Raw genomic sequence first — 26,938 nt, forward strand, 5'->3', positions numbered from 1 at the left:
CGCCTCAGCTCCTCAACCCCGGCGCCTCCTGCCCGGTGCGCTCGACATACTCCGTATAGCCGCCGCCATAGGTATGAATGCCCTCGGGCGTCAGTTCCAGCACCCGGTTCGACAGGGCCGCCAAGAAATAGCGGTCGTGCGAGACGAACAGCATGGTGCCTTCATATTGCGACAGCGCCGTGATCAGCATCTCCTTGGTGGCGATGTCGAGATGGTTGGTCGGCTCGTCCAGCACCAGCAAATTGGGCGGATCGAACAGCATCAGTGCCATCACCAGCCGCGCCTTCTCGCCGCCCGACAGTACCCGGCATTTCTTCTCGATCTCATCGCCGGAAAAGCCGAAGCAGCCGGCCAGCGCGCGCAGCGGCGCCTGGCCGGCCTGCGGAAACGCGTCTTCCAGCGTCTGGAACACGGTGCGTTCGCCTTCCAGCACTTCCATGGCGTGCTGGGCGAAATAGCCCATCTTGACGCTCGGGCCGCGCGCCACCGTGCCATTGTCCGGCTCGGACGCGCCGGCCACCAGCTTCAACAGCGTCGACTTGCCGGCGCCGTTGATGCCCATGACACACCAGCGCTCGCGGCGGCGCACCTGAAAATCCAATCCCTCGTAGATCGAGCGGCTGCCATAGCCCTTGTGCACGTTCTTCAGCGTCACCACGTCCTCACCGCAGCGCGGCGCCGGCTGGAAGTCGAACGACACCTTCTGACGGCGCTTGGGCGGCTCGACGCGGTCGATCTTCTCCAGCTTCTTCACCCGGCTCTGCACCTGGGCGGCATGCGAGGCGCGCGCCTTGAAGCGCTCGATGAAGGCGATCTCCTTGGCCAGCATCGCCTGCTGGCGCTCGAACTGCGCCTGCTGCTGCCTGTCGGCAATCGCCCGCTGCTGCTGGTAGAATTCGTAGTTGCCGGAGTAAGCGGTCAGCGAACCGCCGTCGATCTCGACCACCTTGTTGACGATGCGGTTCATGAACTCGCGGTCGTGCGAGGTCATCAGCAGCGCGCCGTCATAGCCTTTCAGGAACTGCTCCAGCCAGATCAGGCTTTCGAGGTCGAGATGGTTGCTCGGTTCGTCGAGCAGCATGGCGTCGGGCCGCATCAACAGAATTCTGGCCAGCGCCACGCGCATCTTCCAGCCGCCGGACAGTTTGCCGACGTCGCCGTCCATCATCTCCTGGCTGAAGCCGAGCCCGTCGAGCACCTCGCGGGCGCGCCCGTCTAGCGCGTAGCCGTCGAGCTCCTCGAAGCGGTGCTGCGCCTCGCCGTAGCGGGCGATGATCTCGTCCATCTCGTCGGCGCGATCGGGATCACCCATGGCGGCTTCAAGCTCCCGCATCTCGGCCGCCACTTCGCTGACCGGCCCGGCGCCGTCCATCACTTCGGCGACGGCACTTCGGCCGGCCATATCGCCGACATCCTGGCTGAAATAACCGATGGTGACGCCGCGATCGACCGAGACCTGGCCTTCGTCAGGCTGCTCCTCACCGTTGATCATGCGAAACAGCGTCGTCTTGCCGGCGCCATTGGGGCCGACCAGCCCGACCTTCTCGCCTCTCTGCAACGCGGCGGAGGCTTCGATGAAGACGATCTGGCGACCGTTCTGCTTGCCGATGTTTTCGAGACGAATCATGGTTTTCCGGGAAATGCCTAAGGGAGTTCCCCGCGCCAATACGCGATAGGCCGCGCTCGCGAAAGCCCACAAGTCACGAAGGTGCCCGTGCCAAATTGTCTGAACCCGCCAGTTTCTTCCCGGTTGAATTAGACCCCGGTGGCACGGGGATGAGCCGGCGGATCAGCCATCGGTCAGGGCTTTTGTCGTCGCCAGTTTGACCCCGGCGGCGGCAAATGTGGCATTGTGCCGGGCGATGATCTCCGCGGCAGTCTCGCTGGCGGTGTCGAGCGTGCTGTGGGCGTCGGAAACCACGGTGACACCCAAGCCCGCTGCAAAGGCATCCTTCACCGTGGCCGCCACGCAAAAATCGGTCTGCGCGCCGATGAGAACGACCTCGCCGGCGCCCTGCCCGGCCACCCATTCTGCAAGCGCGGCATTGCTGAACGCGTCGCCGACACGCTTGGCGAAAGTCGGCTCGTCCTCGGCCTGGCCGAGCGCCGGCCACACCGGCCAGCCCGGCTGGCCCGGCGCCAGCGGATCGCCTGCCGGCCCGTCATGCCTGACGAAGGCGATCTTGCGCCCGCCGCGCCGTGCCCATTCGACCAGCGCGCGGGTGCGGGCGACCATGCCGTCGGCATCATGGATCGGCGGCTCGGCGACGCCGTCGAACATGCCGGTCTGGAGGTCGATCACGATGAGCGGTGCGGTGGCTGCGGGGCTGGTCCTTGACATGGTTTTTTATAGCACGAAGGCGGAGCTGATCAAGGATTAGGACCCATGATGACGCGCACGGCGACGGCAAGTGGCTGGACTTCGAGATATGTGGAAATCCGCCTGCGGCAGCGCTAGCATCGCCCGCTACTGGCAATGGGGGTGACGCTATGAAGGAAGAACATACTGTATTCCTGATCGGCGGAGGCACGGGCGGTGACGAGCAAGCGGTGTTCACCTTGCGCTCATCCGAAACCGCCTGCCACCTCACCTGCAGCTACCGTGACAAGGTGATCGAGGCCGAGGAGGACGACTATTTCGAAGCCTTGTTCCAGATCCGCCAGCAACTCGAAGTCGATGGCCTGCTGCCCTTTTGTTATGGCGCAAGCGGGAATGTTTATCCCGAAGGAGCGACGATCGAGATGAGCCGCGGATTGATCGCCTGCAAGGTGAAAATGGGGCAGCTTCCGCAAAAGACTGATTTGGTCAACATATTTGCCGACGGCTACGACGTGATGCCGGTCTTCGTCCACCTACAACAGGAGTTTTGGGATGAATGGCTGGCTTCGTTGCCTTCATAAGAGGAAACTTCCGCAACGGACCGATGCAAATATTTGCTTCAGGCGAGCTAGCCTTTGAGGACTCGAAGATGACCATTCCAGAACCCAACTGGCCTTTCGCCGACCCTCCGAACGTTGCGGTCATTACAACTCGCAAGATTATCGGGGGGCACCACGACATAGACTATGTCACGCATGACGAGGACGACGGGCATTGGCAGTTCCTTAACCTAAATGCCGGCGCCGACATTGCTGATGCTGTCCTGGTCGGCTTGGCGAAGATGATCGACATCGACGGCTCGCTTCGTGAGCTTAGTGACCTGCCGCTTGGCTGGTGTGCATGGCGACACAAGGATGGACCTTGGCAAAGGGCAGAGACGGAGGAGGAAACAGCGCTGTTGTGACAGCCGAGCAGAGGCCACTTGCCTCGTCATTCAGAGCGGCAGGAGCGAGGCGACGTCGCGAGACCTGGAATCTACACTGACGCGTTCCCGACAGCGTTGCGGCATGGATCCTCGGGTCAAGCCCTGGGTCAGGCCCGAGGATGACGAACGCGGGGAGATCGCAGCCTCTGCCCCTCACCCAATCCCACCCGTCACGGCATAACCTCCAGCGGTGCGCCCGTCCTCGAGCCGCACGATGGCAGTGACGATCGAACCGTAGGAGCCGCGCCAGACGCTATGGACCTTCTCATGCTCGTTAACCGGTACGACTGCCCGTCCGGTGAAGCGCGCGCCGCTCCGCTGCATGGCAACAGGCTCGCCGTTGACGTGGACGTTCACGCTCGTCTCGGCTCCGGCCTCGCCATGCACATCAAGCGTGATTGCTATCTCGTCCAGATCACCCGAATGGCGCGTTTCGGCGGCAAGTGTGACGGTCAGCGCTGCCGCGCCGGGCCTGATGCCGCTGAGCCGGGCAGCAAAGACGTCATCCGCAAGCTCCGGCGTGCGCGGCGGGCGGCTGCGGCGCTGGCCAAAACGCTCGAAGTCGCCGGCCAGCCGCAGCAGCCTCGTGTCGTCATAGGCCTTGCCGGCGAAGGTCAGCCCGACCGGCATGCCGATATCGGCCATCGTGCCCATCGGCACGGTAACGGTCGGAATGCCGAGATGGCGTGGCACTAGATTGCCGTTGGCGACCCAGGTGCCGTTGCGCCAGGCAAGGGCAGCGGAGGCCTCGTTGATATCAGCATCGGCCGGCCCGACATCGGCAACGGCAGGAAACACCACGGCGTCAAACCCTTGATCGTCGAGCCAGTCGTCGAAATCGAGTTTTCGCGTCGCCTCAAGACCCTTCAGGCCGGCCTCCAGCTCGGGAATGTCTTCGAATGGCGTGACGCCGCGCTTGCCCCGTTCGACATACTCCGCCAATTCGAAACTGTCGCCATAGCGGTCCGGCAGCGTGCCCGGCGGCTGCGGAAAGATTCTCGGACCATCCGCCGATGCGAGATCGGGAATGGTTGGGTCGGCATTTGCGCGCAAGAAATCGTCCCAGGCGAAGATGCACAAGTCCCAGATCTCGCGCTCGGCGAATCCCTGCGGCACCAGCTCGCGCTCGACCATGGTTTTTGCCGCTGGCCGGTCGCGCTCGTAATTCGAGACGACGGGAAAATCGACCTCGACTACGCTTGCGCAGAGCAGCCTGAGATCCGCCGCCGCTTGCTGCCACAGCTCAAGCACCGATGCACGGGTCTGGATCGGAACGTCAGTCTCCGTGTCGCGACCGATATACATGCGGGGCACGCCAAGCCGCATACCGTTGAGCGACCCTTCGAGCTTGAGCCCGGTATAGCGTGGCGGCCGCACGGCCGAGCTCCTCGGCAGCGCCACCCAGGGCTGTGCACGCCAGAAATCGCCTCTGGTTTCAGGATCATCGGCGACGATCACGTCGAGCAGTTCGAGCATATCGGGCACGCTGCGCGTATGCGGCACCACCACGTCCATGGTCGGCACCAGCGGCCAGTTGCCCCGCACCGAAATGACGCCGCGCGACGGCGTATAGGCGACCAGCGCATTGTTCGAGGCCGGTGCCCGGCCCGACGACCACGTCTCCTCGCCGAGCCCGAAGGCGGCGAAGCTCGCCGCCGTTGCGGTGCCCGAACCGTTGGACGAGCCCGAGGCGAAGGCCGCAGTCAGATAATCCGCATTGTACGGGCTTTCGGCGCGGCCATAGACGCCGCGCTGCATGCCGCCATTGGCCATCGGCGGCATGTTGGTCAGCCCGATCAGCACCGCGCCGCCTGCCCGCAGCCGCGCGATGGTGAAGGCGTCCTCGTTGGCGATGAGATGTTCGAAGGCCGGCGAGCCGGCCGCCACCGTCATGCCCTTCACCTTGTAGCTGTCCTTGGCGGTATAGGGGATGCCGTCCAGCGGCCCGAGGGTTGCGCCGCTCCTGCGGCGCTGGTCGGACGCGGCGGCGTCCTCGAACATCTTTGGATTCAGCACAGGAACGGCATTGAGGGTGATGCCATGCCGATCATAGTGAGCAATCCTGCGCAGGCAGGCGCCAACCAGTTCGACGCTGGTGACGGTGCCCGCCTCCAGCGCTTGCCTCAGCTCTGCGATCGACGCTTCGACGATGTGGAGATCAGTCATGCTGCGCCCAACGCTTAGTCTTCAGGCGGTATTGGCCTCAAAAACCGATGCCGTAAAGGGGTTTTGCAAAGGCGGCCGTGACGGCTCTCACCGCAACTCCGCCCAGACCGGCGCGTGATCGCTGGCGCCGGTTTCGCCACGCACGTCGCGGTCGATACCCGCCGCTGTCAGCCGGCGCGACAGCTTCTTGCTGAGCAATATATGGTCCAGGCGCAGGCCGGCATCGCGCGGCCAGCGGTTGCGGCGATAGTCCCAGAATGTGTAGAGCGTCTCCGTCGGGTGCTTCTTGCGCAGCGCATCAAGCCAGCCCTGGTCGAGCAGCCGCTGAAACGATGCCCGGCTTTCCGGCTGCACCAGCGCATTGTCGTCGTAGGAGCGCGTCGGGTAGATGTCGCGCGGCTCGGGCACGATGTTGTAGTCGCCGGCCAGCACCACGGGCAGGTCGGTGTCGAGCAACTGCGCCGCATGCGTCTCCAGCCTGTCGTGCCACGCCAGCTTGTACTGGAATTTCGGGCCGGGTTGCGGGTTGCCGTTCGGCGCGTAGAGGCAGGCGACGACGATGCCGTTGACCGCCGCCTCGATATAGCGCGCCTGCTGATCGCTGTCGTCGCCGGGCAGCGCCTCGCGGGTCAGAACGGGTTCTGAACCCCGCGCGAGTATCGCGACGCCGTTCCAGGTCGGCTGCCCGACCCAAACTGCCCCGTACCCCGCCGCCGCCAGCGCCGAGCGCGGAAACTGCGTCTGCCTGGCCTTCAACTCCTGCAGGCAGACGATGTCGGGCTTGGCGGCAGCCAGCCATGCGAGCAGGTTTGGCAGCCGGCTGTTGATGTTGTTGACGTTGAAGGTGGCGATCTTCATCGGGCTGGTCAGCGAGCGACGCGCCCGGTCCACGCTTTCACTGCTTCGGCCAGCGTCTTCAAATGATCGGCGGTGGAGAAGCCGGAGACGCTCTTGCGCGGCTTCAGATCGTGGTCGCCGTCCTCCAGCCAGAGGATTTCGATTGCGTCGGAAAGATCATAGGTCGCGACCTCGTCCCTGGTCCCGAACTCGTCGCGCGTGCCCTGGAAGATCAATGTCGGCGTCCTGAGATCGGCAAGGTGTTTTGTCCGAAGCTGCGTCGGTTTCCCCGGCGGATGGAAGGGATAGCCCAGACAAAGCAGCCCCGAAATCTCGCCCTTGGAAAACATCTCGTCGGCGACCATCGAGGCGACGCGGCCGCCCATCGACTTGCCGCCGATGATCAGCGAACCCTTCACGCCCTTGGCCCGGAGGTCGGCGATTGCCTTGATATATTCCGGGTTAACCGTCTCGGCGCGCGGCGGCGGCTTGCGATGGCCGTAGCGGCGGGCCGCCATGTAGTGGAATTCGAAGCGCGCAACGCGAAAGCCGGCTGCGGCGAGCGCTTTTGCCGTGGCGGTCATCGAGGGCGAATCCATCGGCGCCCCGGCGCCGTGGGCGAGTAGGATGGTGATTGGGGCGGTGTCGGGGCCATCGAATAAGAAGGTGGTCATGGGGTGGCCCGCAGATGAAGGCCGAGTTCCTTCGCACCCCCCTCTGTCCTGCCGGACATCTCCCCCTCAAGGGGGGAGATTGGATGACGTCGGCGTTTTCGCCAACCACCAAAGCTGAAAGGCACGCGGGGCGCCGAAGCTGCCGATCTCCCCCCTTGCGGGGGAGATGTCCGGCAGGACAGAGGGGGGTGTTCAAGCGCGGCCATTGCGATCCTTTTATACGGAGGTCCCACCGCAAACCTGTAGCTGAAGATACTCAACCTGTGCGGCCAGCAATCCGGGCCAGCCAGTCGCATCAATGTCACCTATCCATTTGCAAGCAACCTCACGCCCATGAACTTGTTCCAGCAGGCAGAAGTATGCCGTGTCACGCCATGAGCCGCACAATTGCGAATTGCCGTCCATGACATCCAACGCCGACGCCCATATGAACCATCTCTTGATCCATTCGCCAACTCTGCCGTCGAGATCGGCGGTGCACTGGCCTATGAAGGCATCCAGATCACCTTCATTTGCCACCCAAAACGGGCCACGACCTCTGATAAAATTCCCGTCAATGGCATCGAAACCCACCCTGAGAAATGGATGGCTCCGTTGTCGAGAGCTTTTGGTCTTGAACTGCGCCGAACTCGGATCCTTGACCTCGTACCAGGCGTCAAAATCCTTCCATAGCTTGGCAAATTTCTTCCACTTGAAGACAGCTGCGATCGAGCAGTCGTATTCGCCATATCGGCGGTCCGTATAGCAATCAAGCTCGATACTGAAATCGGTGAGGTTACCGACAGACGTGACAGCAAGCTTGGCACTGTCTGGCTTCAACCATCTCGCACCAAGGCGCGTATGGAGCTCTTCGACAACTCGTGCTCGAATGGTCTTTGCGTCGACCACCATGTCTTAGTCTCACCCTGCCGATTTCTGCGCCATCTGCAAATCGACGAACTGTATCCCCTTGGCCGCCATGCGTGCCCATTCGGAATTGGCGTCGAGCTCGAGATAGCGCACCCAGCGGCGCCGCGCCTCGGCGAGATTGCCGGCGTCGAACTCGAGCCTCGCAAGGTTGAACACCGCATCGGCATAGTTCGGGTCGAGCGAAATCGCCTTCAGCAAATGGCGGCGCGCCGAGGCCTCGCGTCCCTGTTCGTTCATCAGCCCGGCCAGATTGAACCAGGCCTCGACGAAGCCCGAGTCAAGTTTTATCGCACGGGCATAGTCATGCGCCGCCTCGGCCGCGTGCCCGGCGGCGCGCAGGCAGTTGGCGCGGTTGAAGGCGGCGATGGCATCGCTCGGGTCAATGGCCAGGCAGCGCTGGTAGAGTGCGGCCGCCTGCTCGTGGTCTTCAGCCTCTTCCGCCGCCTCGGCATCGGCGAACAGCTCTTCCAGCGTGTCGTCATCCGGCGTTCCCAAATCGAACAGCAGCTGGCCGTCGAGTTCGCTCTGGCCGCCCTCGAGATAGATCGCGTCGGCCCGCCCGTGCTGCGAGCCGACATTGAGCGACTTGGCGGTGAGCGAGGCGACCGGGCCGGAGCGGTGCACCGAGCGCGCGATCGCTCCCCACGAAGCGCCGCCGGCGATCAGACCGGCATATTTGCGGGCGAGGATCAGATCGCGAAAGGAATAGGGTTCGCCATCATGCTCGAAGGCGTCGAACAGCGACAAAAGATCGAGATCGGCGGCGGCCAGCCGCGATTGGTCGATGAGCGATTGCCGGGATAGCGCCGAAGCCTCCGGTGCCTTCATAAGTCCGAGCAGGCGCAGGAACCCGTTCTCGCTGACCAGCTTGCGCCCGGCCTCGCGCTCCGCGGCAATGCGGCGCTCGATCTCGGCGTCGACGGCTTTGGCGAGCAACATGCGGCCCAACACGACATGCGTGGTGCGCCGGGTGACGCCGCGCCGCAACTGGCCGTGCTGGCGCTCTACCTCGCGCGCCGCCAGCCTGAGCGGAAAAGCCGCCAGCGCGCCGACGATGCCGAAGACCGTACCGGCAAGAGCCGTCACGCCTTGCTCTTGCCGACGGCTTTGAGAAGGTTGGCCTTGAGCGGGTTTTCCTTGGCCGCGCCGACGCCGGCCTTGGCGGATTTCGCCGCAGGCTTGGCTGCCTCATCGGCCTTGCTCTTCGACTTGGCCGGCGGCTTGGCCGATTGCGACAGGCTCGCCTTCAGCGCATCCATCAGATTGATGACATTGCCGCGCTCGGGGGCGGCCGCGATGATCGGCTTGTGGCCCTTCAGCTTCTCGCGGATCATCGTCATCAGCGCGATCTCGTAGCGGTCCTCGTAATTCTTCGGGTCGAAGGTGGTTTCCTTCTGCTTGATCAGCGCTTCAGCCAATTGCAGCATTTCCGGATCGGGGTTTCCGGCCGGGATATTGCCGAAATATTCAGCCGTGCCACGCACTTCGTTCGGATTCCTCAAGGTGCAGACGAACATGCCGTTCTCGCGTGCGCCGATCGTCACCACCCGCTCGCGGCTGGAGAGCACCAGGCGGGCGATCGCCAGCTTGCCGGATTTGCGCATCGCTTCGCGCAGCACCGCGAAGGTTTCTTCCGCCATTGCACCATCCGGTGCCAGGTAATAGGGCGCGTCCTGATAGATGACGTCGACCGAATGCTCGTCGACAAAGGCCTCGATGTTCATCGTATGGTTGGATTCGATGCGCACTGCGTCAAGATCGGCATCGTCGATGATGATGTACTGCTTATCCTCGTATTCATAGCCCTTGACCAGGTCCGAGCGCTCGACCAGCCCGAGTTCGGGATCGACCGGCTTCATGTTGATACGGTTGTGCGTCTTCTTGTGCAGCTGGTTGAAGCTGATGCGTTCGCTGGCGCTGGTCGCCGGATAGAGCCGGACTGGACAGCTGACCAGACTGAGCTTGAGGTAACCTTTCCAACTTGCCCTGGGCGCCATGAAATACTCCTACGCGGCCGTGTGCTGTCGAACTGTTCGCAGCGTTCTTCCGTCCGGAGGACGAATGAGGCTGCCGAAATCCTACATCGGCCCTCAGGATACCGGCAAATCCCTAGCGAAATGTTCTATCTCGGCTGAGGCGTCGGCGGAGGGCCTGGTGGCAAGAATAATTCAAATCTTAGGAAGCGTCGATGGAGTTGGGAAAAAGCATCCTATGCCGGCAGGACAGAGGGGATCGCGACGGCTGTCATCTCGCGCCGCTGCGTTTACCGCCCCGAAAACACAGGCAAGTCCCTGGCGAAATCTTCCATGTCGGCCCAGGGATCGCCTGACGTCGCCAGAAGGTCCGGCAGCGAAGAATAATTCAGATCCTGCGGAGCGTCGATGGATTCCAGGTCGGACCAGCTGACCGGCGTCGAGGCCGGCAAATTGGTGCGGGCGCGCAGCGAATAGGGTGCCGCCGAAGTGTGGCCGCGTGCGTTGCGGTGATAGTCGATGAAGATGCGCCGCTTGCGGTTTTCCTTGCCCATGGTGGTGGTAAAGGTGTCGGGCGCGGTGGCGGCGAGATGCGTCGAGATGGCGCTGGTCGCCTGGTGCAGCTTCTTCCAGTTCTGCTTTTGCGTCACCGGCACGGTGATGTGGATGCCGTTGCCGCCCGAAGTCTTGGCGAACGGCACCAGCCCCAGTGCCTCGAGTTCGCCACGGATATGCACCGCCGCTTCGACCACCTCGCGCCAGGCGATCCCCTCGCCCGGGTCGAGGTCGAAGACGATCAAATCGGGCTTGTCGAGCCGCGTGCGATGGGTGCCCCAGGTATGGAACTCGACGACGCCGAACTGCGCCAGCGCCAGATAGCCCTTGGCGTCTTCGACCGATAGATAGGATTTGGTCTCGCCTTCGGAATTTGTCGCATCGAAGGTCGCCACCGAGGAAGGCATGCCGGTGAAGGCGTGACGCTGGAAGAAACAGTCCTGCGGCTTGCCGGTCGGGCACCGCACCAGCGACACCGGGCGGCCGAGAATATGCGGCAGCATGAAATCGCCGACCAGCGCGTAATAGACGGCAATGTCGAGCTTGGTCGGGCCGGTCTTGCCGAACAGCCGCCGCGTCGGGTTGGTCACCCAGATTGTGGCGAGGTCGGCCTCGGCGATCAGCCGCTTGCGCTTGGCCGAAACCGGCGTCGACAGGCCGACGTCGCGCAGGCCGCGGAACACAGCATGGCGCAGCGCATTGTCGGTGGTCCGGTTGGCATAGTGGATGTGCGCCGAAAGCAGCGGCCGCACCCAGTTCATCTCGCGCATGATTTCGCGGGGAACCCCTTCGGGCGCGGATGCACCGGCCCCCAATGGCTCCAGCCGCGCCAGCAATTCGCCGGCTATCGCGGCATCGAAGCCGGTGCCGACCTTGCCGCGATAATGCAGCTCGCCGTCTTCGAATTCGCCGAGGCCGAGTGCGGCCAACCCCTCTGCCGCATCGGAGACGGTGTAGCCGGCGATGACAAAGTCGCCGGTCTGGAGCGCCTTGGTCTTGGTCCAGGTCTTGGTACGGCCGCTCTGGTAGACCGCCGTGGCGCGCTTGGAGACGACACCCTCGAGCCCCATCTCGGATGCCTGGTCATAAAGTGCCTGGCCGTCGCCTTCGACATGATCGCTGAGCTGGATGGCGGAGTTGGCGCTGAGACCGGACAGCAGTTGCGAAAGCAGCGCCTTGCGCCGGCGGAGCGGCGCTTGTCTTAGGTCCCAGCCGTCGAGATACAGAAGATCGAACGCGTAGAAATGGAGCTTGTTGCCGGCGCCCTCGGCCAGCGCGTCTTGCAAAAGGGCAAAGCGGCTGATGCCCTTGGCGTCGAGCGCGACGACCTCGCCATCGATGATCGCCTCGCGGCACGGCAGCCTGGCGAATGCAAGCGGCAGGTCGCCATAGCGCTTCGTCCAGTCGAGGCCGGCGCGGGTGATCAGCCTGACCTTCCGGTCGGAAACATGCGCCATGGTGCGGTAGCCGTCGAACTTGATCTCGTGCAGCCAGGCTTCGCGTGTTTTTTCCGCGGGGTGTTCACCTCCCGGCGGCTTCGGAACCTGCGTAGCCAGCTGCGGCTCGATCCGGGAAGGCGGCGGCGCCTTGACGGCGCCCGGCAAAGCGCCGGGTTTCAGCACCACCGGCCTGACAGGTTTGGCGGCAGGCTTCGGCGCTGCCACCAGCTCCTCGACGCGGCGTCCGGATTTGACGCTTTCCGGCCGGGCTTCCAATATGTCGAGCTTGGCGTCGGCGGCGAGATCACGCTCCTTGAACAGCAGCCAGTTCTTCTTTGCTTCATCCTCGCCGGGCTTCGGTTTCAGCCGCGTCAGCATCCAGCCGCCATTGAGCTTCTCACCGGCCAGCCGGAACTTGAAGGAGCCGGTGCGCAGGCTCTTCTCGACATCGTCCATCGGCGCCCAGACGCCGGTATCCCAGACGATCATCGGCCCGCCGCCATATTCGCCTTCGGGAATGACACCTTCGAAGTCGATATATTCGAGCGGATGGTCCTCGGTCTCGACCGCCAACCTTTTGTCGGCGGGGTTCAGCGACGGGCCGCGCGGCACCGCCCAACTCTTCAGCACGTCGCCGACCTGCAGGCGCAGATCGTAGTGATCGGCGGTGGCGTGATGCTTGTGGACGACGAAACGATTGCCTCCACTGGCAATTGGTCCGCCGGCGGGTTCGGGCGTCCTTGAGAACTCGCGCTTGGCGCGATAGGCCTTGAGTTTTGGTGGGGCGGTCATGGACTAGGCGCAACTGCTGGCGAAGATGCGGACCGCCACAGCTTCGTCATCCCAGGGCGGAGCGAACGCGAAGCGGAGCGGAGACCCTGGGATCCATGCCGTGACATTTGCCGTAAGGCAAAGCGGGGAAGAACTCAGGCCGGACACGGGTGATTTCGTCATCGGCGTTACGCGCCCGCCAGCAATTCTGCACCGCGGGAACACTCATAGATCGCGGCATGGATCCCAAGGTCTCCGCGACGTCGCTTCGCTCCTGCTCCGCCCTGGGATGACGAAGGATGGGAGGTCACGCCGCTCAATCGTCGGTGGCCGGTGTCAATTCGAGCTCGGCCGGCGACAGGCCCTGCTGCAGCTGGCTGAGCCGGAATTCGTCGACCCAATAGGCCTCGCCGTCGACCAGCACCCGCGCGCTGTAGCTGCCGGCCGAAAAACGCTGCGCGGTGATGTAGACCTTGTGGCGGTCGAGCGCCTCGCGCACCGCGGCGCGCTTGGATTTTTGGCTGGTAGCGGAACTGGCCATGCAATTTGCTCATACACGCAGAGCCGCAAGACAAGACGGCCGGCTCAAGGATGGCTGAGACGGGGTGTCGTGTCAATTTCGGCGAGCGAGCGTCCCACGACCGCCGGGGCATAGTGCCCGACGTCCATATATCAGGACGTGACACTTCCCCGGACTGGATGAAGCATCCCTCGAATGGATGAAGCTAAAAGCTCGAATTTATGCGTAGGCTCGTGGTGCACGTCTTCCAATTGGCGTCGCGGGATAGCAAGCCCCCGACCGAGGTCGCTTTTTTGACGAACGGAAAACGGACAGACATTGGCCTCAAAGCTGCGGTTCCACCTGCAAGCGGCGCCGAGTTGCTGAAATCCAGGGGCTGGTTTCGGGTCAACTGGCAAAAAATACTCTTGGCTAGTATGTTGATCGTCGGCGCGACAATTACGCTCTCGACTGCGGCTCAGATCAAGAAGCTGCGGCAGGCGGCGACCGCCGACCGCACGGAGCTGGCGCAGTTGCGAGCGCAGGTGAGCGACATCGCTCGGGCACCGTCACCGGATGCGGCCGCACTCGATCGCCAGCGGTCCGAGCTCGTGGCTCAGATCGAAAAGCTGCGGCAGGCGGCGACCGCCGACCGCGCGGAGCTGGCGCAGCTGCGGACGCAGGTGAGAGAAGCCGCCCGGGCACCGTCACCGGATGCGGTTACGCTCGATCGCCAGCGGGCAGAGCTCGTGGCCGAGATCGAAAAGCTGCGGCAGGACGCGACCGCCGACCGCGCGGAGCTGGCGCAGCTGCGGACGCAGGTGAGCGAAGCCGCCCGGGCGCCTCCGCCGGATGCGCTCGATCGCCAGCGGTCCGAGCTCGTGGCTCAGATCGAGAAATTGCGGCGGCAGGCGACGGACAATCATGCCGGCATGGATCGCCTTGAAAAGCAGATGGATCGCCTTGAAAAGCAGTTTGCTGAAGCATTTCAGCCTCAAGAGTCGTCTCAGCCTCAGTCTACCGCAACCATCGGCACATCGCCTGATATCGTTCTGCCCCCAGATACAACTCCACGAGTCATTCTGCGCTTTGCGCGTAACCGCGATTCCGCGCGGACACGAGCGGCGACCCTTGAGCGGAGTCTGCGAGCCCAGGGGCTCGACGTCGTAAAATCTGGCAATTCACCCACAAGCTCTCGGGCAAACGAAGTCATGTACTTTTATAATGAAGATCGACCAAGCGCAGAGCGTATAGCGGCTGGGCTTGTGGAAGCTACACTCATCCAGCGCGCATTTGCGGACGATGGTTCACTCCCCCGCCCCGGAACTATCGAAGTGGCAATCGGGCGGTAACTAGTAAGGTAGCGCAAAACAGGAGCCTGATATGAACCTCAGTTGCTTTGTTCGCCATCTCGCCTTTATTGTCCTGCTGGGAAGCACATCTGCTTTCGCGCAAACAGATCCGCCTTCGCCCGCGACGCCGGAAAGCGCGAAACCACAAAGTGGACCGGCCCCATTGGTCATCCATTTCGGCACCGGCAGCAGCACAATTCTTCCCAAGGACAGAGAAGTCCTCGATCAAGCGTCTCGCGCCTTCAACGAGGGCAAGCCGCAAGTCATGATCGTTGCTGGCAGTGCCGATCGTGCCGGAACACCAGCGCAGAACCTCTTGCTTTCTCAGCGCAGGGCGACAGCGGTGCTGAAAGCTTTGCTCGATCGCGGACTTCCGGTCGACCGGTTCCAGGTCCTGGCGAAAGGCGAAACAGAACTCGCGGTTCCGACCGAAGAGGGTATTGCCGAACCTGAAAACCGTCGTGTCGAGATCACCTGGCGCTAACGCCGTGTGCCGCTTCGTGACCGCGGCCAGTCTATTGCTCGCGTTAGCAGAGTCGGTGACGCCGGCTAGCGCCGAGGATCCGAGTGCTTTGTTTCGCGAGGCACTGCGACAAGACTTGATGGGCGGGCCGACAGGTGCTCGGCTCGCCTTCGACATGTACCGCCGTGCTGCAGAAGCGGGTCTGCCCGAAGCACAATTCAATGTTGCCATCATGCTTGACAGCGGCCGCGGCGTGTCCCCGGATATGGCGCAAGCCGCCACATGGTATGCGCGTGCGGCCTCTCATGGCATTCGAAGAGCGGCATATAATCTCGGCCAGCTTTACGAGGCAGGGCAAGGCGTTCCGCAAAACGTCGATCTCGCCCGTGCGTGGTTCAAAGCATCCGGTCTCCCGGCTGCTCGCGCGCGCCTGACTGCCATTCGCTCTGGTGGCGCAAAGGCCGCTACGCTTTCCGCTCCAATACTCATCGCGCCTACATATGGCGAGTTGATTGGCTCCAGCGCAAATAGTGTCGAGCTAGTGTGGACGGCACGCCAGCAACCAGCGGGAGTGCGCTTCTTCGTGGAGTTGCTAGCACTTGTGCCATCTGGTTCAAGTGAAATCTATTCCGGCTTTGTCGATATTTCGAGCCTGAACGTGGCTCTCTCAAGTCATAAGGGAGCCTTCGCATGGCGCGTGCTCGCCGTGGCACGAAGGGGTGGCCGCTACGCTGCCAGCGATTGGTCTTATATGCGCACTGCTGCCAACTGATGGTCTGATTTACGGCGGCCGACTTCGCCAGCCACGCCGTACCCGGCCAGTGTAGTCCTTCCGGCTGAATTACCTCCCGCTTCGCTCGCGCTTGGCGTCATAGCAATCGGGCGGATGAAGCGATGGCGCTTGGAGCGACAAGCCGAAAATCCGAGCGCATGGGGTCGCTGGATGATCCGCATTTCTTGAATCATTTTGTCAGCATGCGGCAGGCCGATGTTGCGCCAACTCAATCGTCGGTGGCCGGCGTCAATTCGAGCTCGTCCGGCGAAAGCCCTTGCTGCAGCTGGCCCAGCCGGAACTCGTCGACCCAATAGGCCTCGCCGTCGACCAGCACCCGCGCGCTGTAGCCGCCGGCTGAAAAACGCTGCGCGGTGATGTAGACCTTGTGGCGGTCGAGCGCCTTGCGCACCGCGGCGCGCTTGGATTTTTGGCTGGTAGCGGAACTGGCCATGACACGCCCATACACCGAACTGAGGCTGCTGACGCAGCTCTCTTCAAGATGGCGGAGACGGCGTGTTCTGTCAATTTAGGTGGCGATCGGGTAGTGGGTCAGTGCTTCCTACTTGGCGAGACGGGCTTGAAGCGCAGCTTTGTCAATCTTCTTCTCGAAGCTCGAAATCAATGTGTATGAATCTCGCTTTATCGCGTTTATCAAGGGGATCGATTTATCGCGATAGAGAGCGTTGGCTTCGTCGATCTTGCCGTCCGCAAGCAGGTCATGCACGTCATTTGCCACGGCGCGTAAAGTCTCGACATTAAGGTAGATATCTGAAAACCGTTTCAGTTCGTCCTCAGACACGCTTTTGTTTCGCTGTACTGCTTTCTTTGCGTAGATCAGTACCGGATTTAGTCGTTCCACGGTTTCGATAAGGTTAGTGTTTTCTAACCTCACTCCTCCACCGGTGCTGTCATAGCGCGACCAGTCGCCATAGGCTGCGAGCAGCGCAAGAGTTTCCAGATACATGACCGCCTCGCCGGCCCTTTCCAGTTTGTATGTTTGACTGATCACTTTCTGCTGCTGAGCAATGACCTGGATCGTGTCGTCGGGCGCCGTGGTTTGTGAACTGACTGGGCGTGCAAGTGTGAGAGTGAGCAGCAGGAGTGCGAGCGTTTGGGCAGTCCGTAGGGCGAATTGAGAGAATACGCGCATTTGCCACCTCCCAACGCTCAAACCATCATCCGTCAGTATGATATACCTTGCCAACCAACTGTCACGCGCAACTTACCCAGGGCCAATGGTAGGCGAGTACGCCACGCAAGCGGGCAGACGGCGTAACCGGGAATTATCTTGCGTCACAGATTTCAAACTGACCCACCACCGGCGATCGCATCAATCAAGGCCACGGGTGGTCCGAAGCTAGCTGCTTGTGGCCCTTCCGGCCCGGACCACCCGCCTCCTTGCGTCCTTCCCAAGACAGCGGACACTATAAGCGCATCGATGCGGCGCACTTTGACCTGGATCAAACGGCCGGTCAGCTATCGGCTGTGGAAACCCAACCGGCGCGCTATATGGAACCTGGCGGCTTGGATTGCGACACCGACCCCGGAGAACTTCAGATGACGTTGAGCACACGCAAACTCGGCAGCCAGGGGCTGCAAGTATCAGTGATCGGTCTCGGCTGCATGGGCATGAGCCAATCCTACGGCCCGGCCGACGAGGCGGAGTCGATCGCCACGCTGCACCGCGCCATCGAACTCGGCTGCACATTTTTCGACACGGCAGAGGTCTATGGCCGTTCGCCAACGAGGAACTGCTCGGCCGAGCGCTGAAGGGCCGGCGCGATGAGGTGACGATCGCGACGAAGTTCGGCTTCCGCATCGAAAACGGCAAGCAGATCGGCACCGAGCGCGACAGCCGGCCCGAGCATATCCGCGAGGCTGTCGAAGGCTCGCTGAGCCGGCTCGCCACCGACCATGTCGACCTCCTCTATCAGCACCGCGTCGATCCGGCGGTGCCGATCGAGGAGGTGGCCGGCGCGGTCGGCAGGCTGATCGCCGAGGGCAAGGTCCGCTTCTTCGGCCTGTCGGAAGCCGGTGCCGCCACCATCCGCCGGGCACATGCGGCGCATCCGGTGTCGGCCGTGCAGAGCGAATATTCTCTGTGGGAGCGCAATCTGGAGCCGGAAATCATCCCGCTGCTGAAGGAGCTCGGCATCGGCCTGGTGCCGTTCTCGCCGCTCGGCCGCGGTTTCCTCACTGGCGACGTCAGGCGCGCCGAAGAGTATCCTGAGGGCGATTACCGGCGCGGCGACCCGCGCTACCAGGGCGCCAACTATGACGCCAACATGCAGGCGGCAGCCATGGTACTCGACATCGCCGCGGCCAAGCGCGTCAAGCCAGGCCAGATCGCGCTGGCCTGGCTGCTGCACAAGGGGAGCGACTTCGGCATCGACATCGTGCCGATCCCCGGCACCAAGCGCAGAAAATACCTGGAAGAGAACGTCGCCGCGGCTTCGCTCAAGCTCGACGCCGCCGAGATGGCGACGCTGGACGACGCGCTGGCGCCGGGCAAGGTCGCCGGGCCGCGCTACGGCGAGCGCACCATGGTGATGATCGATCGGTAGGCTGGCGAGAGACTTCCCTTCTCCCCTTGTGGGAGAAGGTCGGATGAGGGGTGCTCCAGCTTGGCACAAACTGCGCTTCGTCCAACACCCCCAACCGTCTTGGCGCTGCGCGCCAATCCACCTGGAGCCACTCGTTCTTGCGCAAAGCTCCGGCCTTGGCTAGCATCCGCCCGCCGGCGCCGAGCGGAGGAGAAACGTCGCGGTGGACCGGCTGGAGCGCCGTTGCGTCCCTTCAAAGCGAGTTGGGCGCTCAAAGGACACTCCATTTTTGAATCGACGCAAGGAACCTTCCGGAAAACTTATTCCGGTTTCGGGGTCGTGCGCTCATCTGGGAGGAGACTAAATTGATCAACAGACGTGAATTTCTGCTGTCGTCCGTGGCGATGGGCACATTGGCGCTTGCCGCTCCGCAACTGGCCTTCGCCCAGGACAAGCTGACCATCCTGGGTTCGGTGCCGAGCCTCGGCTTTCCGTTCTTCGTGCACATGCTGAACCAGATCAAGGCGGAAGCTGCGGCGCAAGGCGTCAACCTGGTCGAGAGCGACGGCCAGAACTCGGCGCCCAAGCAGACCGCCGACATCGAGGCGGCGCTGGTGCAGAAGGTCAACGCCATCGTCATCTCGCCGCTTGACGTCAACGCGCTGGCCCCGGCCATCGAAGAAGCGGTGAAGGCCGGCGTTCCCGTCGTCACCATTGATCGCCGCGTTGAGGGCGTCGAGGGCATCCTCGCCCATGTCGGCGCCGATAACGTCAAGGGCGGCGAGGCCGAAGCGCAGGCTATGGTGGCGGCGTTCCCGAACGGCGCCAAGATCTTCCATTTGCAGGGCCAGCCCGGCGCCGGGCCGGCTATCGACCGTAACAAGGGCGTGCACAACGTCCTCGATCCCATGAAGGACAAGTACCAGATCATCTTCGAGCAGACCGCCAACTTCGACCGCGCCGAGGCGCTCTCCGTCACCGAGGCCGGCCTTGCCGCTAACGGCAAGCCCGACGCGATCATCTGCGCCAATGACGACATGGCGCTCGGCGCGGTTGAAGCCTGCGCGGCGCGCAACTTCACCGACGTCAAGATCTACGGCTTCGACGCGCTTCCCGAAGCACTGGTCGCCGTGCGCGACGGCAAGCTGGCCGGCACGGTCGAGCAGTTCCCCGGCGAGCAGTCGCGCACCGCGGTGCAGATCGCGGTCGCCTACGCCAAGGACAAGACCGAGCCGAAGGAAAAGCTGGTGCTTTTGACGCCGATCGTCATCGGCAAAGACAATCTCGACAAGGCTGAAAGGCTGGGCGAGACGAAGTAGGCTGCAATTGGCAAAAGCCGGTGGGACAGCGCCCCTCGCTGTCCCGCCGACTTGTATAAATCGGAACGATCGACCCCAATCGGGAGGACTGTTTGTCTCCAGCCGAAGCCCCAGCGCCTTCACCATCTCCCGCCCTGCTCACCGTCGAGGGCGTGACCAAGCACTTCGCCGGCGTCACCGCGCTGAGCGACGTTTCGCTCGAAGTCCACCCCGGCGAGATCCTCGGCCTGCTCGGCGAGAACGGTGCCGGCAAGTCGACGCTGCTCAAGATTCTCTCCGGCGTGATGCCGCCGACCAGCGGCCGCATCGTCTTCGACGGGATCGAATTCAGCCCGCACAACCCGCAGGACGCCAAACGGCTCGGCATCGTCACCATCTACCAGGAACTGAGCCTGATCCCGACGCTGACCGTGGCGGAAAACATCTTCATCGGCCGTGCGCCGCTCGGCCGGTTCGGGCTGGTCAGCTGGCGAAAGATGGTGGAAGACTCACGCGCGATCATCGCCCGCGTCGGCCTCGACCTCGACCCGGCGACGCCGGTTTCGGCATTGTCCGTGGCCGAGCAGCAGCTGGTCGAGATCGCCCGCGCGCTGTCGCTGAAGAGCCGTCTCATCATCATGGACGAGCCGACCTCGGCGCTGACCGAAACCGAAGTGCAGAAGCTGATGGCGATTATGGGCCGGCTGCGCAGGGATGGCGTCGCCATCATGTTCGTCACCCACAGGCTGGAGGAGGCATCGGCGATTTGCGACCGCATGACGGTGCTGCGCGACGGCAGGCTGGCCGGCCAGCTCGATCGTGAGGGCGGACCGATCAGGCTGCCGAAGATCATCGAGAAGATGGTTGGCCGCGCCGCGTCCGAGCTCTATGCGAGACCGACGCTGCGCGATGTCGCCGGCGACGTCCGGCTCTCGGTGCGCGGCCTGCGCACGGTGCGCGATCCGCAGGCGCCGCACGCCATCGTGCTTGAAGGCGTCGATCTCGACCTCAAGGCGGGCGAGATCCTCGGCGTCGCGGGGCTCGTCGGCTCCGGCCGCACCGAGCTCGCCCGCGCCATCTTCGGTGCCGACCGCATTGCCGCCGGCACAATCATGCTCGACGGCAAGCCGATCGCGCCGGCCTCACCCGCCGACGCCATCGAGCTCGGAATCGGTCTCGTGCCGGAAGACCGCAAGCACCAGGCGATCTTCGCCGCACTCGGCATCCTCACCAATTTTTCCGTCGCCGCGCTCGACCGCTACTCCAATGCCGCCGGTTTCATGGCCGAGCGGCGCGAGCGCGAGGCGCTGGCGAACTACAGGAAGACGCTGTCGATCCGCATGGCCTCGCCCGAGCAGGCGATCGAGGGATTGTCGGGAGGCAATCAGCAAAAAGTCATCCTTGCCCGCTGGCTGGCGCGCGACCCGAAGGTGCTGATCGTCGATGAACCGACGCGTGGTGTCGATGTCGGCGCCAAGGCGGAGGTGCACCAGATCCTGGTACAGCTCGCAGCGCGCGGCATCGCCATCATGATGATCTCTTCGGAACTGCCCGAAGTGCTTGCGGTGTCGGACAGGATCGTCACCATGCGGCGCGGTCGCATCACCGGCGAGATGCCCGGCATCGAGGCGACCGAGGAAAAACTGATGGAATTGATGGCGCTCGACCAGAAGCAGGAAGCAACGCTATGACCAGCGCGACCGAACGGAGCCAGCGCGGCGGCATCAATATTGCGCGCCTGTTGATGAGCTTCGGCCCGCTAATGTTCCTGGCGCTGCTGATCGTCGTCTTCACCGTGCTGAAGCCGAGCTTCATCGACCCTATCAACCTGTTCAACATCATGCGTCAGATCTCGATCACCGGGTTGATCGCGCTCGGCATGACCTTCGTCATCCTCACCGCCGGCATCGATCTGTCGGTCGGCTCGCTGCTCGCCTTCTGCGGCATGGTCGCGGCGGTGGTGGCCAAGGGCGGCACCGCCAACACGCTGTCCCTGTCGACAACGGGCACGCAAGGCTATGGCTGGTTCGCCGCTCTTCTCGCAGCCGTCATCGTTGGCGCCGTCGCCGGCAGCGTCCAGGGCTTTGCCATCACCAGGCTGAAGGTGCCGCCCTTCGTCGTCACGCTCGGCGGCCTCACCGTGTTTCGCGGCCTGACGCTGACGATCTCCAATGGCGGCCCGATCTCCGGCTTCGACGCCTCGATGCGCTGGTTCGGCACCGGGCTGATCGGTCCGGTTCCGGTGCCGGCGATCATCTTCGCGATTGCGGCCATCCTTTGCCACATCGTGCTGCGCTACACCCGCTACGGTCGCGCCGTCTATGCCGTCGGCGGCAATGCCGAGGCGGCGCGGCTCTCCGGTCTGCGGGTCGACCGCATCCTGATCTCGGTCTACATCATCGTCGGCTTCTTCGCCGGCCTCGCCGCCTTCGTTTTGTCGGCGCGGCTCAACTCCTCCGAAGCCGTCGCCGGCATCGGCTACGAGCTGACGGTGATCTCGGCGGTCGTCATCGGCGGCACCTCACTGTTCGGCGGCATCGGCAGCGTCGGCGGCACGGTGGTGGGTGCAGGGCTGATCGGCGTGCTGCAGAACGGGCTGCAGTTCAACAACGTCTCGTCCTACACGCAAAGCATCGTCATCGGCCTGATCCTCACCCTCGCCGTGGCCTTCGACCGCTGGCTGAAATCGCGGGTAAGGCGGTGACCCAAATAAGAACCATGACCGAACAGGACGTGCCGGCGGTGTCGCGGCTGCTGGGCCAATCCTGGCGCCACACCTATTCACCGATCCTGGGTGCCGAGACCACGGCACGGCTGTCGGATGAGAAGCACGCGCCGGAGCGGCTGGCGGCCGAGCTCGGGGACGACAACAAGATGTCGTTCGTCGCCGAACGGGCTGATGGCTCTATCGCCGGCTACGCCATGGCGGCCATGAATGACCAGGGCGAGGTCATGCTCGAGCGGCTTCATGTCGACAAAAGCGAGTTCGGTACCGGGCTGGCAGCCGATCTTTTGCACGCGGTTCTTGCCGCGCATGCGGGGATTCCCAGCCTCGCGCTGGAGGTGATCGAGGGCAACGACCGGGCAATCGCCTTTTATCGCAGGCACGGTTTCGAAGTGGTTGAGCGCAGGGCGGCCGCGCATGGTGTGGGCGGCCACCCCTCGCTGATTATGCGCCGGCTGCTGCCACGGGCTTAGCAAGCGAAAGCGGCTGAGCGCGTAATCTCCCCCTCGAGGGGAGATGGCCGGCAGGCCAGAGGGGGGTCGCCTCGCGTGAAGCGCCAACCTCCTCTTTCGTCCCACAGGGCGTTGCGCCAGGACATTCCGACCCCCTCTGTCGCCTTCGGCGACTTCTCCGACCGCTCACGCCAGGGCGTTGACACGCTGTGGGCGCGTTGTCCAGTTGGCAACCGTCGCGCCAGCAACGGTCTCGCCGGCAACCATCCTGGTCGTCTGCGGCGCAAGCAGGTCGTTGCGGCGGGCGAAGGCGACGAAGGTGGCGCGCGCCGTGTCGCCGTCGATCTCTCCTTCCATTGCCGCCCGGCAGGCCTTGGCGGCGATGTCATGCGCGGCCGTCCGGCTCGTTGCCGGCCACTCAGCCAAAAGCGCATAAGCCTCAGCCGCGCTTTCTATCTTTGTCGGCGTACCGAGGCCGGTGAGGATGGTAACCGGCTTGTCGAAGGAAGCACGATCCATGACACTCTCCTTTCCTGGCTTAATCGGATCCTTTCGGAGCTCAACTGCACGGGCGCTTCGATCCTCGAGGGCCGTCCCCAAGACGGCGTCGATCGGCGGATGCAATACGGACTGCGGCGTGCCCGGCCGCGGCAGCAACCGGTGCATCTTGACCAGCGCCTCGAGCCAGGCCGCCACGCCCAGCGGCGGATGTTCGCGCCCGTAGAGCCACGCCCTTGCCTTGGCTACCGGGTATCCCGCCTCTTCAGCGAAATCGGTTTCCGACCACCGCAACAGGCGCAGGCAATCGCGCATCCGCGCCGCGATCATTTGTGCTCCTCCTTGCCGGCCCCTAGGCGTTGAGCCGACAAAAACATCAGCGTGTAGGCCGCCTTGCGGCGATCCCAGCCGGCCGACTCGGCCATATCCAGCAAGCCATCGACCAAAGGCGCCAGCGCCGTCCTACAATCGGTTTCATAGTTGAAATCGTTCTTCGGGCGGGTCGGCGCCGCGATCTTCCCAAAACTGTCCGTCATATCCATGGCAACACCTGCTCAGCATCAGTCCCGGACCGGCAAAACCGTGCCCGCTTTTTGCCGGACACGGTCCATCTGCCGTTTCGAGGTCCCGCTTCGGAAGCCTGACCTTAGAAGTCCATGCCGCCACCGCCGGGCATGGCCGGTGCGGCAGCTTCCTTCTTCGGCTTCTCTGCCACCATCGCCTCGGTCGTCACCAGCAGGCCGGCGACGGAAGCGGCGCCCTGGAGAGCAGTGCGCACGACCTTGGCCGGGTCGATGACGCCTTGACTGTAGAGGTCGCCGAACTCGTTGGTCTGCGCGTTCCAGCCATAGCCGAAATCGGCCGTCTCGCGCAGTTTGCCGACAATGATTGAGCCTTCGGCACCGGCGTTCTCGGCGATCTGGCGGACCGGCGCTTCAATCGCGCGGCGCACGATCTCGACGCCGGTCTTCTGGTCCGGATTGTCGACCTCGATATTGTCGAGCGCCGTCGCCGCCCTGAGCAGCGCCACGCCGCCGCCGGGCAGGATGCCCTCCTCGACCGCCGCGCGTGTGGCGTGCATGGCGTCGTCGACGCGATCCTTGCGCTCTTTGACCTCGATCTCGGTCGAGCCGCCGACGCGGATGACGGCGACACCGCCGGCCAGCTTGGCCAGCCGCTCCTGCAGCTTCTCGCGGTCGTAGTCGGAGGTGGTTTCCTCGATCTGCGCCTTGATCTGGCTGATGCGCGCCTGGATTTCATCCTTGCGGCCGGCACCGTCGACGATGGTGGTGTTTTCCTTCTCGATCAGCACCTTCTTGGCGCGGCCGAGCATCTCCAATGTGACGTTCTCGAGTTTGATGCCGAGGTCTTCCGAGATCGCCGTGCCGCCGGTCAGGATGGCAATGTCTTCCAGCATCGCCTTGCGGCGGTCACCAAAGCCTGGCGCCTTGACGGCTGCAACCTTCAGGCCACCGCGCAGCTTGTTGACGACGAGCGTCGCCAGCGCCTCGCCTTCGACGTCCTCGGCGATGATCAGCAGCGGCTTGCCGGATTGCACGGCGGCTTCGAGCACGGGAAGCATGGCCTGCAGGTTGGAGAGCTTCTTCTCGTGGATCAGCACATAGGGTTCTTCGAGTTCGACGCGCATCTTGTCCTGGTTGGTGATGAAATAAGGCGAGAGGTAGCCACGGTCGAACTGCATGCCTTCGACCACTTCCAACTCGGTCTCGGCGGTCTTGGCTTCTTCGACAGTGATGACGCCCTCATTGCCAACCCTTTCCATCGCCTCGGCGAGGAAGCGGCCGATCTCGGCATCGCCATTGGCAGAGATGGCGCCGACCTGGGCGATTTCGTCGTTCCTGGTGACCTTGCGGGCATTGGATTTCAGGTCGGCGACGACGGCGTCGACCGCCTTGTCGATGCCGCGCTTCAGGTCCATCGGGTTCATGCCGGCAGCGACGGCCTTGGCCCCTTCCCTGACGATCGCCTGTGCAAGAATCGTCGCGGTCGTGGTGCCATCGCCGGCGGTGTCGCTGGTCTTCGAGGCGACCTCGCGCACCATCTGCGCGCCCATGTTCTCGAACTTGTCCTCAAGCTCGATTTCCTTGGCGACGGTAACGCCGTCCTTGGTGATGCGCGGGGCGCCGAATTGCTTGTCGAGGATGACGTTGCGGCCCTTGGGACCGAGCGTCACCTTCACCGCGTTGGCGAGGATATCGACGCCGCGTAACATCTTCTCGCGGGCTTCGGTATGGAATTTCACATCTTTGGCAGCCATTGGATAATCCCTTCAAAACAGTCAGCTTAGACTGACTAGGCCCGCTCAGGCGGCCTTCTGCATTTCGCCGGTGGCTTCGATCACGCCCAGCACGTCGCCTTCCTTCATGATGAGCAGGTCCTCGCCGTCGAGCTTGATCTCGGTGCCGGACCATTTGCCGAACAGGATGCGGTCGCCGACCTTGACGTCGAGCGGCTGCAGCTGGCCGCTGTCGTCGCGCGCGCCCGGACCGGCGGCGATCACTTGCCCTCCTGCGGCTTTTCCTTGGCGGTGTCGGGAATGATGATGCCGCCCGCGGTCTTCTCGTCGACCTCGATGCGGCGGACCAGGATACGGTCATGCAATGGACGGAACGCCATGTCGTTCTCCTCATAGGACAAACAGGTTTTCTTGGACCTCCCTTCGCAGTCGACCGGCGATGGCGGCCGACGCGACGGTGCGCGACCCTTCATCAGGCATCGCGCACATACGAACTAGTCGCGCTTTTTTCAGCTTTCAAGAGGATCGCATAAAAATTTTAGCACTCGAAGCAAGAGAGTGCCAATGTTCTGTAATTGCTCGTACATTTGCCGTTGCTGGCACAATGATGCTTGAAATTTTCGGGCAATTTTCCACAAAATCGTGTTCGTTCCGGAGCCGCTCGCGGCGACTGGAACCTATGTTGAACCCGTTGCGTTTTGCAGACTGAGGTTCATTGGAAAGGAAAGACCCATGACCAGCAGGGACTTTCAGCTCCAGATGCAAGGGTTTGGCCTGACGACGGCAGAAATCCACTACCGTCTGCCCGACCATCGCAGCCTGCTGCAGCTCTACATCTGGCAGGAATACGATATCGCCCCGGATTTCCCGACGCTGAAGCATTTCCTCGATTTCTGGGAGCGCGAGATCGAAGGCCCGCTGCACTCGGTGCGTGTCGCCCATCAACACCTGATCCAGCCCTCCGAATGGCGGGCCGTAAACGGCATTATCACCGTCCACTGAAGAGCAAGCCGGTTATTCCTCGTCGTCCGGCCCTTGCAGCAGTTCGATCAGCGTCGCCACCCTGGCCGTCGGCAGCGGGCGGCCCTCGTTCACCAGCGCCTCGTCGGCGCCGATCCAGGCCAGGGCCTCGCGCAGCTCCTGGACCGTCCCGTCCGTCGCCGCGATGTCGGCAATGATGGCGTCGTCGACCGGGCCTAGCACAGAAATGATCTCGTCGCGTGTCATGGTCAGCTCCATCTGCGAGTGCCGGGAATGGAGCCCGGCAACAGAAGAATCTGGGTCTTGACCTGCGACAGACAATAACCGGCCGCGGAAGTCAGCGCTGGCGATTGAAGCCGGCCGGCGAAACAGCCAGTCTCCCCCTCAAGGGCCCGCAAGGGGAGATTGGCGGCTTGGTCGACAGCGCCGACAACAACAAAACCGGTAACGCGAAAGCCACCGGGTC

26 protein-coding genes and 2 pseudogenes are annotated in these 26,938 nt (G+C 63.2%); 11 read left to right on the top strand and 17 right to left on the bottom strand.

Annotated elements, in window-relative coordinates:
* Positions 1-4 precede the first annotated feature (4 nt).
* Together NKI85_RS19030 and NKI85_RS19035 are read right to left on the bottom strand one after the other, a co-directional pair.
* Positions 5-1,627 carry an ABC-F family ATP-binding cassette domain-containing protein gene (locus tag NKI85_RS19030; protein WP_352524085.1) on the bottom strand — a complete coding sequence of 541 codons (1,623 nt, stop codon included), beginning with the start codon at positions 1,625-1,627 and terminating at the stop codon, positions 5-7.
* A 162-nt stretch (positions 1,628-1,789) separates the two neighbouring features.
* Entirely contained in the window at positions 1,790-2,341 is a 552-nt protein-coding gene (locus NKI85_RS19035; protein ID WP_352777439.1) for an isochorismatase family protein, read from the bottom strand.
* A 149-nt stretch (positions 2,342-2,490) separates the two neighbouring features.
* On the opposite strand from NKI85_RS19035, the gene NKI85_RS19040 reads away from it, so the two are divergent.
* Positions 2,491-2,901 carry a hypothetical protein gene (locus NKI85_RS19040; protein ID WP_352524082.1) on the top strand — a complete coding sequence of 137 codons (411 nt, stop codon included), beginning with the start codon at positions 2,491-2,493 and terminating at the stop codon, positions 2,899-2,901.
* Positions 2,877-3,284 (top strand): hypothetical protein, encoded by a 408-nt coding sequence (locus NKI85_RS19045; RefSeq protein WP_352777441.1) that lies wholly within the window; start codon positions 2,877-2,879, stop codon positions 3,282-3,284. The genes NKI85_RS19040 and NKI85_RS19045 overlap by 25 nt, the downstream gene beginning before the upstream one ends.
* A 174-nt stretch (positions 3,285-3,458) precedes the next feature.
* Here the strand turns inward: NKI85_RS19045 and NKI85_RS19050 are convergent, their stop codons facing one another.
* The 8 genes from NKI85_RS19050 to NKI85_RS19085 all read right to left on the bottom strand — a co-directional run bounded on the left by NKI85_RS19050 (position 3,459) and on the right by NKI85_RS19085 (position 13,170).
* Positions 3,459-5,471 (bottom strand): amidase, encoded by a 2,013-nt coding sequence (locus NKI85_RS19050; protein WP_352524079.1) that lies wholly within the window; start codon positions 5,469-5,471, stop codon positions 3,459-3,461.
* Between the two features lie 87 nt (positions 5,472-5,558).
* Positions 5,559-6,329: an exodeoxyribonuclease III gene (locus NKI85_RS19055; protein ID WP_352524209.1), complete on the bottom strand. Its 771-nt coding sequence runs from the start codon at positions 6,327-6,329 to the stop codon at positions 5,559-5,561.
* Between the two features lie 8 nt (positions 6,330-6,337).
* The gene (locus tag NKI85_RS19060) at positions 6,338-6,982 is read right to left on the bottom strand and encodes an alpha/beta hydrolase family protein (RefSeq protein WP_352524078.1); all 645 of its coding nucleotides are present in this window, start codon (positions 6,980-6,982) and stop codon (positions 6,338-6,340) included.
* A 216-nt stretch (positions 6,983-7,198) separates the two neighbouring features.
* Entirely contained in the window at positions 7,199-7,873 is a 675-nt protein-coding gene (locus NKI85_RS19065) for a hypothetical protein (RefSeq protein ID WP_352777444.1), read from the bottom strand.
* A 9-nt stretch (positions 7,874-7,882) separates the two neighbouring features.
* A complete protein-coding gene (locus NKI85_RS19070) occupies positions 7,883-8,977 on the bottom strand; it encodes a tetratricopeptide repeat protein (protein WP_352524074.1) in 1,095 nt (364 codons plus the stop codon).
* Positions 8,974-9,888: a non-homologous end joining protein Ku gene (gene ku / locus NKI85_RS19075; protein WP_352524073.1), complete on the bottom strand. Its 915-nt coding sequence runs from the start codon at positions 9,886-9,888 to the stop codon at positions 8,974-8,976. Before ku ends, NKI85_RS19070 begins: the two co-directional genes overlap by 4 nt.
* A gap of 266 nt (positions 9,889-10,154) precedes the next feature.
* Positions 10,155-12,650, bottom strand: coding sequence for a DNA ligase D (gene ligD / locus NKI85_RS19080; protein ID WP_352777445.1), 2,496 nt, complete (start codon positions 12,648-12,650; stop codon positions 10,155-10,157).
* 295 nt (positions 12,651-12,945) lie between these two features.
* Positions 12,946-13,170 (bottom strand): hypothetical protein, encoded by a 225-nt coding sequence (locus tag NKI85_RS19085; RefSeq protein WP_352524071.1) that lies wholly within the window; start codon positions 13,168-13,170, stop codon positions 12,946-12,948.
* A 212-nt stretch (positions 13,171-13,382) separates the two neighbouring features.
* Here NKI85_RS19085 and NKI85_RS19090 point away from each other — a divergent pair, with 212 nt between their 5' ends.
* From NKI85_RS19090 to NKI85_RS19100, 3 genes are all read left to right on the top strand, one after another.
* A complete protein-coding gene (locus NKI85_RS19090; protein WP_352524069.1) occupies positions 13,383-14,480 on the top strand; it encodes a hypothetical protein in 1,098 nt (365 codons plus the stop codon).
* A 163-nt stretch (positions 14,481-14,643) separates the two neighbouring features.
* Positions 14,644-14,964, top strand: coding sequence for an OmpA family protein (locus NKI85_RS19095; RefSeq protein ID WP_352524067.1), 321 nt, complete (start codon positions 14,644-14,646; stop codon positions 14,962-14,964).
* Entirely contained in the window at positions 14,921-15,715 is a 795-nt protein-coding gene (locus NKI85_RS19100) for a tetratricopeptide repeat protein (protein WP_352524066.1), read from the top strand. Before NKI85_RS19095 ends, NKI85_RS19100 begins: the two co-directional genes overlap by 44 nt.
* Before the next feature lie 229 nt (positions 15,716-15,944).
* Here the strand turns inward: NKI85_RS19100 and NKI85_RS19105 are convergent, their stop codons facing one another.
* Together NKI85_RS19105 and NKI85_RS19110 are read right to left on the bottom strand one after the other, a co-directional pair.
* Positions 15,945-16,169 (bottom strand): hypothetical protein, encoded by a 225-nt coding sequence (locus NKI85_RS19105; RefSeq protein ID WP_352524064.1) that lies wholly within the window; start codon positions 16,167-16,169, stop codon positions 15,945-15,947.
* 108 nt (positions 16,170-16,277) lie between these two features.
* Complete coding sequence (locus tag NKI85_RS19110) at positions 16,278-16,868, bottom strand: hypothetical protein (RefSeq protein ID WP_352524063.1); 591 nt, start codon at positions 16,866-16,868, stop codon at positions 16,278-16,280.
* Between the two features lie 407 nt (positions 16,869-17,275).
* Here NKI85_RS19110 and NKI85_RS19115 point away from each other — a divergent pair.
* The 5 genes and pseudogenes from NKI85_RS19115 to NKI85_RS19135 all read left to right on the top strand — a co-directional run bounded on the left by NKI85_RS19115 (position 17,276) and on the right by NKI85_RS19135 (position 22,757).
* Positions 17,276-18,282 (top strand): annotated as a pseudogene (locus tag NKI85_RS19115) (aldo/keto reductase).
* A gap of 347 nt (positions 18,283-18,629) precedes the next feature.
* Positions 18,630-19,580 carry a substrate-binding domain-containing protein gene (locus NKI85_RS19120; RefSeq protein WP_352777509.1) on the top strand — a complete coding sequence of 317 codons (951 nt, stop codon included), beginning with the start codon at positions 18,630-18,632 and terminating at the stop codon, positions 19,578-19,580.
* 92 nt (positions 19,581-19,672) lie between these two features.
* Positions 19,673-21,250: a sugar ABC transporter ATP-binding protein gene (locus tag NKI85_RS19125; protein WP_352524059.1), complete on the top strand. Its 1,578-nt coding sequence runs from the start codon at positions 19,673-19,675 to the stop codon at positions 21,248-21,250.
* A complete protein-coding gene (locus NKI85_RS19130; RefSeq protein ID WP_352524057.1) occupies positions 21,247-22,263 on the top strand; it encodes an ABC transporter permease in 1,017 nt (338 codons plus the stop codon). Before NKI85_RS19125 ends, NKI85_RS19130 begins: the two co-directional genes overlap by 4 nt.
* Positions 22,260-22,757, top strand: coding sequence for a GNAT family N-acetyltransferase (locus NKI85_RS19135; RefSeq protein WP_352524056.1), 498 nt, complete (start codon positions 22,260-22,262; stop codon positions 22,755-22,757). The genes NKI85_RS19130 and NKI85_RS19135 overlap by 4 nt, the downstream gene beginning before the upstream one ends.
* Positions 22,758-22,922: 165 nt before the next feature.
* Here NKI85_RS19135 and NKI85_RS19140 read toward each other — a convergent pair whose 3' ends face one another.
* The 4 genes and pseudogenes from NKI85_RS19140 to NKI85_RS19155 all read right to left on the bottom strand — a co-directional run bounded on the left by NKI85_RS19140 (position 22,923) and on the right by NKI85_RS19155 (position 25,871).
* Positions 22,923-23,564: a DUF982 domain-containing protein gene (locus NKI85_RS19140; RefSeq protein ID WP_352777447.1), complete on the bottom strand. Its 642-nt coding sequence runs from the start codon at positions 23,562-23,564 to the stop codon at positions 22,923-22,925.
* On the bottom strand, positions 23,561-23,776 hold the full coding sequence (locus tag NKI85_RS19145) for a hypothetical protein (protein ID WP_352524052.1): 216 nt from the start codon (positions 23,774-23,776) through the stop codon (positions 23,561-23,563). Before NKI85_RS19145 ends, NKI85_RS19140 begins: the two co-directional genes overlap by 4 nt.
* Before the next feature lie 104 nt (positions 23,777-23,880).
* Positions 23,881-25,512 carry a chaperonin GroEL gene (groL, locus tag NKI85_RS19150; protein ID WP_352524050.1) on the bottom strand — a complete coding sequence of 544 codons (1,632 nt, stop codon included), beginning with the start codon at positions 25,510-25,512 and terminating at the stop codon, positions 23,881-23,883.
* A 45-nt stretch (positions 25,513-25,557) separates the two neighbouring features.
* Positions 25,558-25,871: pseudogene (locus NKI85_RS19155) on the bottom strand (co-chaperone GroES).
* Between the two features lie 352 nt (positions 25,872-26,223).
* Between NKI85_RS19155 and NKI85_RS19160 the strand changes: the two are divergent.
* Entirely contained in the window at positions 26,224-26,493 is a 270-nt protein-coding gene (locus tag NKI85_RS19160; RefSeq protein WP_352524048.1) for an usg protein, read from the top strand.
* Between the two features lie 12 nt (positions 26,494-26,505).
* Here the strand turns inward: NKI85_RS19160 and NKI85_RS19165 are convergent, their stop codons facing one another.
* Positions 26,506-26,718, bottom strand: coding sequence for a hypothetical protein (locus tag NKI85_RS19165; RefSeq protein ID WP_352524046.1), 213 nt, complete (start codon positions 26,716-26,718; stop codon positions 26,506-26,508).
* Positions 26,719-26,938 lie beyond the last annotated feature (220 nt).

The organism is Mesorhizobium sp. M0571 (assembly GCF_040320985.1).
GTDB lineage: Bacteria > Pseudomonadota > Alphaproteobacteria > Rhizobiales > Rhizobiaceae > Mesorhizobium.